The 12,456-nt window shown below is 44.8% G+C and carries 11 protein-coding genes; 8 read left to right on the top strand and 3 right to left on the bottom strand.

Features of this window, described 5'->3' with window-relative positions; all coding sequences use genetic code 11:
* The first annotated feature begins 12 nt into the window (after positions 1–12).
* On the top strand, positions 13–3,129 hold the full coding sequence (locus G6R11_RS09640; protein ID WP_163132864.1) for a PAS domain S-box protein: 3,117 nt from the start codon (positions 13–15) through the stop codon (positions 3,127–3,129).
* 9 nt (positions 3,130–3,138) lie between these two features.
* Positions 3,139–4,572 carry a sigma-54 dependent transcriptional regulator gene (locus G6R11_RS09635; RefSeq protein ID WP_163132863.1) on the top strand — a complete coding sequence of 478 codons (1,434 nt, stop codon included), beginning with the start codon at positions 3,139–3,141 and terminating at the stop codon, positions 4,570–4,572.
* 64 nt (positions 4,573–4,636) lie between these two features.
* Here G6R11_RS09635 and G6R11_RS09630 read toward each other — a convergent pair whose 3' ends face one another.
* The gene (locus tag G6R11_RS09630) at positions 4,637–5,044 is read right to left on the bottom strand and encodes a helix-turn-helix domain-containing protein (protein ID WP_163132862.1); all 408 of its coding nucleotides are present in this window, start codon (positions 5,042–5,044) and stop codon (positions 4,637–4,639) included.
* Positions 5,045–5,148: 104 nt separating this feature from the next.
* Between G6R11_RS09630 and tmpT the strand changes: the two genes are divergently transcribed.
* From tmpT to G6R11_RS09610, 4 genes are all read left to right on the top strand, one after another.
* Entirely contained in the window at positions 5,149–5,784 is a 636-nt protein-coding gene (gene tmpT / locus G6R11_RS09625) for a thiopurine S-methyltransferase (RefSeq protein ID WP_163132861.1), read from the top strand.
* Between the two features lie 164 nt (positions 5,785–5,948).
* Positions 5,949–8,069 carry an LruC domain-containing protein gene (locus tag G6R11_RS09620; RefSeq protein ID WP_163132860.1) on the top strand — a complete coding sequence of 707 codons (2,121 nt, stop codon included), beginning with the start codon at positions 5,949–5,951 and terminating at the stop codon, positions 8,067–8,069.
* Between the two features lie 4 nt (positions 8,070–8,073).
* Positions 8,074–8,613, top strand: coding sequence for a hypothetical protein (locus G6R11_RS09615; protein WP_163132859.1), 540 nt, complete (start codon positions 8,074–8,076; stop codon positions 8,611–8,613).
* An 11-nt stretch (positions 8,614–8,624) separates the two neighbouring features.
* On the top strand, positions 8,625–9,716 hold the full coding sequence (locus tag G6R11_RS09610) for a glycosyltransferase family 4 protein (protein WP_163132858.1): 1,092 nt from the start codon (positions 8,625–8,627) through the stop codon (positions 9,714–9,716).
* Positions 9,717–9,779: 63 nt separating this feature from the next.
* On the opposite strand, the gene ykgO is transcribed toward G6R11_RS09610, so the two are convergent.
* Complete coding sequence (gene ykgO / locus G6R11_RS09605; RefSeq protein WP_163132857.1) at positions 9,780–9,923, bottom strand: type B 50S ribosomal protein L36; 144 nt, start codon at positions 9,921–9,923, stop codon at positions 9,780–9,782.
* A complete protein-coding gene (locus tag G6R11_RS09600; protein WP_163132856.1) occupies positions 9,923–10,174 on the bottom strand; it encodes a type B 50S ribosomal protein L31 in 252 nt (83 codons plus the stop codon). The genes ykgO and G6R11_RS09600 overlap by 1 nt, the downstream gene beginning before the upstream one ends.
* Positions 10,175–10,597: 423 nt before the next feature.
* Here G6R11_RS09600 and G6R11_RS09595 point away from each other — a divergent pair, with 423 nt between their 5' ends.
* Entirely contained in the window at positions 10,598–10,792 is a 195-nt protein-coding gene (locus tag G6R11_RS09595) for a hypothetical protein (protein ID WP_163132855.1), read from the top strand.
* A gap of 70 nt (positions 10,793–10,862) precedes the next feature.
* Positions 10,863–12,455 carry an ABC transporter substrate-binding protein gene (locus tag G6R11_RS09590; RefSeq protein WP_163132854.1) on the top strand — a complete coding sequence of 531 codons (1,593 nt, stop codon included), beginning with the start codon at positions 10,863–10,865 and terminating at the stop codon, positions 12,453–12,455.
* Position 12,456: the final 1 nt, after the last annotated feature.

The following is a 12,456-nucleotide window of genomic DNA, read 5'->3' as shown; positions in this document are numbered from 1 at the left end:
TGAAACGGCGCAATGACACTTAGCTTTAAGGCAAAAACAGTTCTGGGCGTCGCCTTAATCGAGGCCGTACTGCTAGGCGTGTTGGTGTATAGCAGCATAGGTTGGCTTTATGACTCTAACGAGCTGCAAGTGGAACAACACAGCCGAATGATGTCTTCGCTGTTCGTTTCTACTACCAAAAACGCCATTATTACTACCGACCTTGCCACCTTAGACAGCCTTACCGAAGAGTTCTCCGCTCAAAAAGACATTGCCTACGTCATCATTAAAGACAAAAACGATCGTCTGTTATCTAAAGGTGGCATGGACCCTCTATCGCATCCCGCAGACAATCCCGATTTGGGAGATCATGAACACAGCGTATTTGTTACCGAAAATGAAGTTGTGGTGGGCAATCGCTTATATGGCAATGTCGAGATTGGTATTTATGACCATGGTTTACATGGCTTGATTTCAGAGGCTAGCTCATTTGGGGTGAGCATTGCCTTGCTCGAAATAACTTTAGTGGCTTTATTCTCGTTTTTACTGGGTTCTTACCTTACTCGCCAACTCGGTGATTTAAGAGATGCGGCTAAAACCATTACCCAAGTGGGGCCGGGCATTCAACTTAAAGTAAAAGGTAAAGATGAGATTTCTGAAGTATCCAATGCTTTTAACACAATGTCGGCGGCCTTAGAAAAGTCGCACCTAGAATTTAAGCAAGCGATTGATACTCAAGAAAAACTGTCCTTAGAGCTTAAGCAAAACCAATCGATTCTAAAAGCGACCATTGCTTCAGCCATGGACGCTGTTATTACCACCGACCGACATGGCCACGTATTGGAGTTTAGCCAAAGTGCCGAGCGAATGTTTGGTTACAGCAGAGAGGAAATTGTCGGCAAAGATTTAGCCAGTTTTGTGGTGCCAGAAAAGTTTAGAGAAGCCCACCGCCAAGGCTTAAAACACTTTAGAAAAACTGGAGAAGCCCCCGTATTAGGCCAACGCTTGGAGTTACCGGCCCTACATAAAGAAGGTCATGAGTTTTTATCAGAGCTTACCATTAGCTCGGTAGAAGTGGGCGACGACACTGTGTTCACTGCATTCATGCGAGATATTTCAGATAGAAAACGTACCGAGCAAGAGCTGCAATTAGCTGCCGAAGCTTTTGATGCCAACGAAGCGATATTTATTACCAACCAACATGCGCAAATAGTAAGAGTGAACCAAGCTTTTACTCGAATCACCGGCTATAGCGAAGAAGAGGCGATTGGCCAAACTCCGTCTATTTTAAGTTCGGGTGAACACGGCAAAGACTTTTTCGACAATATGTGGCAACACTTAAAACAAGAGGGTGTTTGGTCGGGCGAAATTGTAAACCTTCGAAAAAATGGCGAGCGCCTGCCAGAATGGTTAAGTATCTCTTCGGTAAAAAACCCAGAGGGTGAAGTAAGCCATTATGTGGCTCATTTTACCGATTTAAGTGAGCAAAAAGCGGTTGAGCAATCACTAGAGCGCGCCAAGCACGATGCCGAAGCCGCCAGTTTGGCTAAAAGCCGTTTTCTGGCGAGCATGAGCCATGAGATCCGCACTCCGCTAAATGCCATTATCAACATGTACCAAATCCTTAAAGAAACAAATTTAAGCCTAGAGCAGCAAGGTTTTGTAGATACGGGCAACGAGGCTGGCCACACCCTTATGGCTTTGGTGAATAATGTATTAGATTTCTCAAAAATTGAGGCTGGTCAATTAGAGTTTAATAACGAGTGGTTTTCGGCAACGGCTACGCTAGAAAGCATCGTTAAGCTGTTTAATACCACTGCCCAGCAAAAGGCCCTAAAGTTTGAGCTTTATGTCGACCCAGAGATTATGCCGGAATACTTTGGTGAGCCGCTGCGTTTTAGACAAATTGTATTTAACCTAATGGGCAATGCCGTTAAGTTCACCTCTAAAGGCGGGGTAAGTTTGGGCTTAAAAACTAGCCAACCTTATGGGATTGAGCTCACCGTTAGAGATACCGGTATTGGGATTGAAAAAGAAGACAAAGACCGATTGTTCGAAGAGTTCTATCAAGTTGAAAGTGGCGCAACTAAACGTTATTCAGGCACGGGCCTAGGTTTGGCAATTACTCGCCAGTTAGTGGAAAAAATGGGTGGTGAAGTAAGCGTAGACAGCGAGGTTGGCCGCGGTACCACATTTACCGTGAGCCTACCCTTTAGAGGCCGCCATGCTCCTGCCATTCAGCTTGATGAACTGCCGGAGCAAAGCGAACCGCATCAAGGTTTAGCCGCTGATGCGCGAGTATTGCTAGTGGAAGACAGCGCGATGAATCGTGCTGTGGTTACTCAAGTGCTAAAAGATTTTGTGAAAGAATTAAGCTGTGCAGAGAATGGCAAAATTGCCGTTGACCTCTGCGAGCATAATCAATACGACGTAGTGTTAATGGATATGGCTATGCCCGTGATGGATGGCCTTGCTGCTACTCGAGCTATTCGGGCATCTGAAGGGCTCAACCAAGAAACGCCGATTTTAGCGATGACGGCCAACGCCTTTGCTGAAGATAAGCAAGCCTGTTTCTCTGCAGGTATGAACGATTTTATCACTAAGCCTATCGACATCCCTTTACTAAGGGCTAAACTGGTTCAGTGGTACAACGAAGCAAGCATCCGTAGGCCGCAAAGTGAGCCGCTTAGTTTGGTTAAGAAAGATGAATCGCCAGTCGCTGTTCAAGCTGAGCCTAAAGCTATTAAGCAAGTACAGATTGGTCCGCTTGAGCCAGAAGCGGACTCAGAGCAAGATTTAAGTTTGTTGCTTGACCGTAAGGTGCTAGACCAGTTGGTAAAAGACGCTGGAACAGAAGCCTTGCCGCTGATGTTGTCTTTGCTTTATAAAGAAACAGAGCAGCAGCGAATTACCATTAAACAAGCATTAGAACAGCAGCTATTTGATGATGTAGCGCTCGCTGCACACACATTAAAAGGCAATGTGGCCACCTTTGGTGGAGAACGTTTAAGAAAGCTAGCTTTGGCTATAGAAGTGGCCGGTAAGGCCTCTGATGCTGAAGCATTAGCCAATACCGTACCGCAGCTAGATCATGTTGTAGAGCAAACAATTAATGCTATTAAACAGTTTGAAAAAACAGTGTGCGCCTAAGGAGAAGCCATGGGAAGTGAGTTAACAGCCTCCGTGTTATTGGTAGAAGACAGCGAAACACTTGCCGCCACCTATCAGGCTTATTTAAGTAAAGAGAACCTAAAACTAGCCCGTGTTGCCACCGGTGGAGCAGCAATTGAGTTTTTATCTAAGCAATCTCCCCAGGTGATGTTACTGGATTTAAACCTGCCAGATATGGGCGGGATGGAAGTACTAGAATGGATGGTTGAGCGCAGCCTGCCGACCTCGGTGATTATTATTACAGCTTATGGCTCGGTAGATATCGCTGTTGATTCTATGCGTTTAGGGGTTGTCGATTTTATAGAAAAACCCTTCGATGCTAGCCGCTTAAAAGTCACCGTAAATAATGCGCTTAATCTTCACAAGCTAAAATCTTTAGTTGAAAACTACCAAGCCGATGCGGGTCGAGACAGCTTTCATGGCTTTATCGGCAGTAGTTTAGCGATGCAAAATGTTTATCGGATGATCGAGGCGGTTGCGCCCAGTAAAGCCACGGTATTTATTACTGGTGAAAGTGGTACTGGTAAGGAAGTATGTGCGGAAGCCATTCACAAACAAGGTGCTCGAGTCGACAAACCTTTTGTAGCGATTAACTGTGGTGCTATTCCAAAAGATCTTATGGAAAGCGAGATCTTTGGCCATGTTAAAGGGGCATTTACTGGGGCTTCGTCAATGCGCGCTGGCGCTGCTTCGCAAGCTCATGGTGGAACCCTGTTTCTTGATGAAATAGGCGAAATGGACATGGAGTTGCAGACTAAGCTGCTGCGCTTTGTGCAAACTGGTCGTTTTCAAAAAGTGGGGGGCAGTCAAGAAGAGCAAGTGGATGTTAGGTTTTTGTGCGCCACTAACCGCGATCCTTGGGAAGAAGTACAAGCCGGTCGATTTAGAGAAGACCTTTACTATCGTTTGTATGTGGTGCCGATTCACTTACCGCCATTGCGTGAGCGCGGCTTAGATGTACCCGGTATCGCGCAAAAATTTTTACGCCGTTACGCCAAAGAAGAGGGCAAACAGTTTCGTCGCTTTTCCAGCCTAACGGCTACGGTAATGAGCAACTACGATTGGCCGGGAAATGTGCGCCAATTGCAAAATGTTATTCGCAATATTTGTGTTTTGCACGATGGTAAAGAAGTATTAGCCAGCCAGTTACCGCCGCCAATTAATCAATTAGTGCCAGAAGGTGCGATAGGTAAAGATGGTCGACATCCAGAAGAAGTTGTTGCTGAGGAACAAAATGAAGCTGGCGTAAACGGCACTAGCCAATACCAAATTCAACCGCTGTGGATTACCGAAAAAGAAGCCATAGAGCATGCGATAGACCATTGTGATGGCAACATTCCTAAAGCTGCAGAGTTGCTAGATGTGAGTCCTTCTACGATTTATCGCAAAAAGCAGTCTTGGGAAGAAGTGGAAGCGAGTTAAGCTCTGCTAGCACAGTTATTTAAAAAGTCCTGCATAGTGGGGCTTTTTGCTTTATTCAACGCTCTCATTTTAGCTTGTTGTTTGATTTAGCCGGCTTTTTAACTGCGATATTAAGCAACCTGCGAAAGGTTGGACACTCGAAATGATTAGGGGCTTTGCATTTTGCACTGTGGCGCAAACCATCACGCATGGTGGTGAGTGCTTTAATGGTTTTATCTAATTCATCGGCTTTTGCATTAAGCTTATCGCGGTCAATAATTGGCCCGCTTGGGCTAAGCATCGATTTAATCTCCAGCAGTGAAAATCCAGCTTGGCTGGCTAAAGCGATAAAGGCTAGCTGCTCCATCACCTTAGTACTAAATTTGCGACGCAATCCCTTTCTTGAATTAGATTTAATCAAGCCTTGCTGCTCATAGTAACGCAGTGTTGAAGCGCTAAGGCCGGAGGCCTTTACTACTTCTGCTATATCCATTTCATTTTACTCTTGACTTAAAGTCGACTTTAACTTGTAAGCTAGTGGATAAGCTTACTTAGCACAACGCTTTTTGCATATTAGAAAGGTATTAGGAGGTAAACATGCACGAACAGTTTTGGCATCAAAAGTGGGAGAAAGACGAAATAGGTTTTCATGAAGGGGAGGTTAACCGCTTTTTATACGAGTATTTTGACGCCCTTAGATTACCGGTTGGCGCGCGAGTGTTTGTCCCTTTATGCGGGAAGACTCGAGACATCGCTTGGCTCCTAGACCAAGGGATGAAAGTGGTTGGCGCAGAGCTTAGCGAGCATGCAATAAAGCAGCTTTTTGCAGAGCTAAACATAGAGCCAAGAGTAGCAGTATTGGCTGATGGCTTTCATTACTCAAGCACTAACATAGATATTTTTGTCGCCAATATTTTTAGCTTAAATAGTGAGTTACTAGGTGAGGTCAACGCGATTTATGATCGTGGCGCTTTGGTAGCTTTGCCCGAAGATATTCGAACGCGCTATGCTCAAATGCTGGCAAGTATCACTAACCAAGCGTCGCAATTAGTGGTTACTTATAACTACGAGCAAAGCCAGTATTCCGGGCCTCCCTTTGCCTTAGCTGAGTCTGAAATAGAGCGTTTATATGCATCAACTTATGGCTTAAAGAAACTTGCTAGCAGACAGGAAACAGAAGGCTTTGCCAAAGGCATTGCCGTAGAAAATGCGGTTTGGTTGCTGGAGAAATAGGCTGCTTTATCTTAGCTATTTTAAGTGATTTGCAAGATGCGAAACTGTCTTCTATTAAGCTGGAATAGGTTCTTAAATTCATATAAATCATATCGTTACAAATCTGGCTTGGCTCTTGCTGATAAGCAACTACAAGCCTCATTTAGCAAACGATAGGATTGACTATGAAACTTTGGAAACCCCTTGCTTTTGCCGCACTTTGCTCACCTCTGAGCTCTTACGGTGCGGCATTTTCTAGCTGCCCTACACAAGCGTTTCTTGTGCAACAAAATGTCGCCCAGCTGTTTGGCGTAAACCTAGCCACTGGCTTTTACCAAACCTTAGCCAGCGATATGGGAACCACGGGCAAATTGAATGCTATAGGATTCAACCTTCATGACGATTATCTTTACGCGTGGAGCTACCAACACGGCACCTTGGCAAAAATTGGTGACGATTACCAAGTTCAGCTACTAAACCTAGATTGGAACGGCATTGACAGTAATGTGAGTTTTTATGTGGGTGATGTTGCTGTTAGCCACAATGCACATTATCTGTATCGCAGCGGATCTTCTCGCGGCTTATACCGTGTATCGCTAGATGAAAATGATAGCGACTACCTACAGATGCAGCGGGTCATTGATGGTAGTGCTTTAAACCTGCGCATTTTTGATATGGCCTTCCATCCCGATAACAACATGCTCTATAGCGTTGATAGCAACGGTAACTTGTGGAGTATCGACGCAGCCAATGGCAACAGTAGTAACCTTGGTAATGTTGGGGAAACCGGCACCTTTGGTGCGGTTTATTTCGATGTTGATGGTTATTTGTATATTAGCCGCAACAGCGACGGCTTTGTCTTTAAGATAGACGTGGCAGAAAACAACCCTCAAGCTCAGTTTTATGCACAAGGCCCAGCCTCTGGCAACAACGACGGCGCGCGCTGTGCAATTGCGCCAATTGTTGCCGAAGATGAAGCGAATATCGATTTCGGTGATGCACCCGACAGCTTTGGTACTTCGCTAGAAAGCAATGGTGCCCGTCACCAGCTGGTGGATGGCGGCATTCACTTAGGTACTTATGTAGACGGCGAAGCCGATGCATATGTATATCCTCGAAGTGATGATAGCTCTCGATTACTAGACGATGAAGACGGCATTGCATTTGTAACCAATGTGCAAGTAGGCCTCGACTTTGTGGTGCAGGTGGATAGCTCTGCGAATGGCTATTTAAGTGCATGGATAGACTTAAATGGTAATGGGGTATTTGACCCAGAAGAGCAGGTGCTAACTGACCAAGCAGTAGTAAGTGGAGTGCAATCACTATTGGTGAGCGTACCTGAGGGCTATGAAAGTGGCGACCGCTGGGCGCGTTTTCGAATTAGCTCTGCCGGTGGCAATGCCGCTACTGGTGGTGCACCCGATGGTGAAGTCGAAGATATGCAAATCTACGTTGGCGACTCGGCCACTCAGATTAGCTATTACCCAAGCGCCGATGGATACGCCACTGTAGCCTTTGAAGATAACTGGCCAGCAGAGGGAGACTACGACCTTAATGATCTAGTAGTAAACCTGCAAACCAAGGTCTTAAGTTTTGCTGATGGCGATGTTGCGAGAGTAGAACTACAAGGCGAAGTAAGAGCAGTTGGCGCAAGCTTTCACAATGGCTTTGCGATCCGTATTCCTGGGATTGATAAATCGATGGTGGATGTTGCAGCCATTCGATATGAAATTAATGGACAGTTATTAGATAGCCCGGTGTTAGATGCCAATACCAGCGACATAACCGCGATTATTGCCAGCAATGTGCGTGATTATATTAATAATCAAAACCAGTGTGATTTTTACAAAACACAAAGCGATTGCCGCGGCGAAGGTCAGCTCCACTTCAAAGTATTGTTACCAATGCTTGAAGGTGTGGCAGCGAGTAGTTTACCAAGCGCACCTTTCGACCCATTTATCTACGCAACTGAGCATGCTCGTAACCCGTATTTTGCTAGCTCACCCGGTCGCGGTTTAGAGATCCACGCCAAAAACCAAAGTCCGAGCTCGCAAGCCGACGACGCCTTGTGGGGAAGCATGGATGACGTGTCTAATCCAGCCGCAAATTCCTACTACCAAACTGGCAATGGCCTGCCTTGGGCAATCATTGTGCCTTACAACTGGCAGTACCCATTTGAGCGCATCAAAGTAAGCGATGCCTACCCCAACTTTATTGAATATGCACAAAGCGAAGGCCAGCAAGCCAGTGATTGGTACTTGCTAGAAAATGCCCGCAGCGAACTTATTTATCAAGATCAGGAGTAATACCATGAACAAGTTAATCAACCTAAACAACATCTTAAGTAGTGGACTATTAGTATTAAGCAGTAGCTTGTTAGTGGCTTGTGGCGGTGGAGGCGGCGGAGGTGAAACTGAAGTGGTAGAAACAGTAGAGACTGAGCCTAGCCCTGAGCCTACAACGCCGGTTGAAACTGTACCTGAGCCCTCTCCGGAGCCAACACCTATTGCCACGAGCTTGGAAGAGGTGCAAGTAGCAGAGAGCTTTATATTTAGTAATCAGCAAGATTTAGCGCTACAAGTGTCATATCCACTGGTGGGAGATGAGCGCGCTTACTTAAACATTTGTACCCAATGGAAAGATCTGGAGCAGCAGAGCATAGAGTACAGCTCTTGTGTATGGCGAGGTCAAATAAGCCAACCACAAATGGCATTAGATATCACTTTGCCAGCTCATGCCAGCACCTTAGTTGCTGAGGTTTGGCAATTATCTTCAGGTAATGTGACTCGGGTTCATCAAGAGCTGAGTTTAGCTGAGTTGAGCGCCGCTGCGCCAAGCTTTTCATTTTAGTAGGTAACAGCATGCGAGCCTATCAGCATAGTACCCAGTTACCTCCAGCCCAAGCGGTTTGGTTATTTATCGATAGCCAAACCGTGGGGGGAATAGAAAGCCATGTGGCTAACCTAGCCTTGGCGCTTCATCAACGTGGTCACAATATTGCCGTGGTGTTTTGGCGGGCTTATGCCAGTCCTCATCCAATGCTGGAGCAGCTCAATAGCGCCGCGGTTCCTTGGTTGATTCTTGATGGTAGCGTGGGTAGTTTGCTGCATGCTTGTAACGATTTTTCGCCAAAACTGGTGCATAGCCATGGCTATAAAGCCAGTTTAATTGCTCGCTTATTGCGTTGTATTAAATCGACCAAATTGGTGTCGAGTTTTCATGCAGGGGAAGTTAGCCAAGGTCGTTTGGCCTGTTATGACTGGTTAGATCGTTACACCGCATGTTTATCACAAGCTAGAATCGCCATTAGCCAAGACATTGCTAAACGCGTAGCGGCATCGAGCATAATAGTGAACAACTTTGTGCAAGTGCCTAAAGCTGCAAGCAAATCTTTAGTTAAAAAACGTCGTTTATGTATTGGTTTTGTGGGGCGCCTTACCAAAGTAAAAGGTCCTGATAGGTTCTATCAATTAGCGAAGGCGATGCCGGAGCTAGATTTTGTGGTATTTGGCGAAGGTACGCTGCAGCCTAATGAGGAGTATAAAAGTCTTAGTAATTTGAGCTTACGCGGTAAACAAAACTGCATGGACAATTGTTGGCAAGAAATGGATTTACTTTGCATGCCTTCGCGCAACGAAGGTTTACCCTTAGCTGCTCTGGAAGCGATGAGCAGAGGCATACCGGTTATCGCCAATAATGTTGGCGCGCTAAGTGAGCTTATTCAGCACCAACAAAATGGCTTTCTGTTAGAGGGGTTTAATATTGAGCAGTGGCAACAAATTATTAAGAGCTGGCAATCCACTCCGCATTTACAAACGAATCTGGCGAAGCAAGCCAGAAAAACCATTCAACAACGCTATTCGCCAGAAGCCGTTATTCAACAATTTGAACAGGTTTACGAGCAGTTGGTTCCCTTGAGTCGTGCTAAGGCAAATTCGCCATCTATTTTATAACAGCAGCAAGTGCGTTTTATACCATTTATATCCGCCACGCTTGCTGCCGCTCATTAGCTAAAACTACTTACGCTTTTTGTTAGTGCCTTGTACCGCTTTAAATCTAGGATTGGCTTTACAAATTACGTAAATACGACCACGGCGTTTTACTATTTGGCAATCGGGATGACGATTTTTGGCACTTTTTAAGGAACTAAGTACTTTCATTATTTTGTCCCTACGCTACCAAAGCGATTCTTAAATTTAGATACTCGACCGTCTTTCTTGGCAACACGTTGCTTACCTGTATAGAAAGAGTGGGAAGCACTAGATACATCTAGCGTAACGTAAGGATATGTTTTTCCCTCAAATTCGATAGTACGTTTGGTTTGAATTGTAGAGCCCACCAAGAAATGGGTATTCGATGCGGTATCGTGGAATACCACCTGTTGATAGTTTGGGTGAATATTGGGTTTCATAGTAACCTTCCAAATTGATATGTTGTAACATTTCGCCATGATGAGCCTTTTTATTCATTAATGCAAATGATAATTATTACTATTTGTGAGCGAGATTTTAAGATATGATGCCGTTCGTAAATAGGGAGTTTGTAAAGCGAGAGGATCCTGCGAGGGCAGTTGTAGTGGTGTATTCGCTTAGTTTTGAAGCAGTAAGTTTAAGAATTAATCATAAAATCGTAACTGTATTTCGCTATATACAATTAGCGAGTATATTGCATCGCCTTGGCTGTGATTCCCTCCTTAAATGATATACTATAACATTCTGTAAGGTTCATTAGCGCTATTGTGTTTTATTTCAGCCGCTTTCATTTCAATAAATTGCTTTTGCTGGCGATGCTTATACTCCCTGTTGGATTGAGTAGTCTTTCGCTGGTGCATGCAATGGAGGCTGACCATCATGCTCATGAGCAACATCAATGTGAAATATATGAAGCGATAAATAGTGCGCTAATTATTCAGGCAAATTCAGAGCTATTCTTAAGCGGTGATAAAAGCTTGCTTAGTTTAGAGCCTTTAGATAATGCCACTTGTGATGCAGCGCGCCCAAGAACCCGTTCTCCCCCGTTTATCGCCTAGTTATTACTCTATAAAACTATTTAGAACCACCTCTGTTTATTACGTTTATGTCATCACGTTAGGATTTGTTATGACCGAAATATCTTATGCTCCAAAAAAGAAATTTAAACGTGGCGTTTTGTTCGCCACCTTGGCTGCGGCAGTCATTGTTACTGCTCTTAGCTATAATCGCAGTGAAACTTCAGCAGATTCTGTAGTACCAAGTAAAACTAATACTTTGTCTATTAGTGGCCCTTGGGAAATGACCAGTTTAGATCCTTCTAAGCAGGGTTATATTTTAACCCGCATGCAAGTGATAGAAACGCTGCTTAATGTAAATGAGCAAGGCCTTATCACATCGGGTTTGGCCACTGAGTGGCATAGCAGTGAAGATGGATTGAGCTGGCATTTTGTATTGCGAAATGGGGTTAAGTTTCATGATGGAACAGAGCTAAATGCACAAGCGGTAGTGAATTCTCTGAATGCTGCTCTTAGTAAACACGGCACGTTGAAAAAAGCCGAAGTAACCCAGATTTCCGCTATTAGCGACAATGAAATTAAAATAGATTTGGCTAAGCCTTACGCTGCTTTTGCTTCTTTGCTAACCAACTATTCGAATGCCATTTTATCTGAAAAATCTTACCAAGAGGGTGGGGCTGTTAAGGTCTTGTATGGCAGTGGCCCTTACCAAATGGAAAGCTTTTCGCCGCCTCACAAATTAACCGTGAGAAAATTTGATGAATACTGGGGTGAAAAGGGGCAAATTGACTTTGCTACTTATTTAACCGGCCACCGAGCAGAGAGCCGTATTTTGCAGGCAAAATCTGGCGAAGCTGACATTGTGTTTACGCTAGATCCCGCCATGCTTAGTCAGCTTAAAACAAGCACAGATCTAGAGGTTCATAGCAACTTGATTCCGCGAACGATGTTTGTGAAGTTAAATGCTGGCCATCCCTTCCTTGATGATGTTAAAGCTCGCCAAGCTTTGAGCATGGCCCTAGACAGAGCCGCAATCAGCAAAAATGTATTGGGCGCTGAAGGCTCTGAAACAGCGCAACTTATGCCTAGCTCAATGTCTCAATGGTTTATTGAAGGTGTTGACAACAACCCTTACAACTTAGAACAGGCCCAGCAAATATTGACCGACTTAGGTTGGAAGAAAAATGAATCTGGCTTGCTAGAGCGCCAAGGAAAACCTTTTAAACTCACTATGATGACCTACGCAGATCGTCCTGAATTGGCCACAGTAGCTACGGCGATTCAAGCGCAGTGGGCAAAATTGGGTGTAGAGCTAAAGGTTGACGTGACTAACTCAAGCATGATCCCAGCTGGGCATACCGATGGCTCTTTAGAAATGGCGCTAATTGCCCGTAACTTTGGTTTTAGTGCCGATCCTTTACCAATTATTAGTAGCGATTTTGCCAACGGTGGCGGCGACTGGGGAACCATGAACTGGGTTAATCCGCAGGTAGACACTGCGATTGCGGAACTGCTTGATTCAACGCAAGTGGAACAGTCTTTTACTTTAAGCCAAGAAGTAGCGCAAGAGATCTACAAAGATACTCCGGTTTTGCCTATTTCAAGCTACAGCCAACATACATCGGTTAATGCACGTGTGAAGAACTTTAAGTTTGACCCATTTGAGCGCAACTACTTCATTAATCAGATGTATTTCGAACAGTAGG

Origin of the sequence: Agarivorans sp. Alg241-V36, from assembly GCF_900537085.1 — a bacterium.
Classification (GTDB): Bacteria; Pseudomonadota; Gammaproteobacteria; order Enterobacterales; family Celerinatantimonadaceae; genus Agarivorans.
The sequence above is the reverse complement of the archived record's forward strand: the minus strand, read 5'-3'. Positions and strand labels throughout refer to the sequence as shown.

Bases quoted from the DNA above. Each gene is read 5' to 3' on its own strand.
- G6R11_RS09620 (WP_163132860.1), top strand. From the start codon at position 5,949: ATGAAACTTTGGAAACCCCTTGCTTTTGCCGCACTTTGCTCACCTCTG.
- tmpT (WP_163132861.1), top strand. From the start codon at position 5,149: ATGCACGAACAGTTTTGGCATCAAAAGTGGGAGAAAGACGAAATAGGT.
- G6R11_RS09600 (WP_163132856.1), bottom strand. From the start codon at position 10,174: ATGAAACCCAATATTCACCCAAACTATCAACAGGTGGTATTCCACGAT.
- G6R11_RS09635 (WP_163132863.1), top strand. From the start codon at position 3,139: ATGGGAAGTGAGTTAACAGCCTCCGTGTTATTGGTAGAAGACAGCGAA.
- G6R11_RS09630 (WP_163132862.1), bottom strand. From the start codon at position 5,044: ATGGATATAGCAGAAGTAGTAAAGGCCTCCGGCCTTAGCGCTTCAACA.
- G6R11_RS09595 (WP_163132855.1), top strand. From the start codon at position 10,598: ATGGAGGCTGACCATCATGCTCATGAGCAACATCAATGTGAAATATAT.
- ykgO (WP_163132857.1), bottom strand. From the start codon at position 9,923: ATGAAAGTACTTAGTTCCTTAAAAAGTGCCAAAAATCGTCATCCCGAT.
- G6R11_RS09615 (WP_163132859.1), top strand. From the start codon at position 8,074: ATGAACAAGTTAATCAACCTAAACAACATCTTAAGTAGTGGACTATTA.
- G6R11_RS09610 (WP_163132858.1), top strand. From the start codon at position 8,625: ATGCGAGCCTATCAGCATAGTACCCAGTTACCTCCAGCCCAAGCGGTT.
- G6R11_RS09640 (WP_163132864.1), top strand. From the start codon at position 13: ATGACACTTAGCTTTAAGGCAAAAACAGTTCTGGGCGTCGCCTTAATC.
- G6R11_RS09590 (WP_163132854.1), top strand. From the start codon at position 10,863: ATGACCGAAATATCTTATGCTCCAAAAAAGAAATTTAAACGTGGCGTT.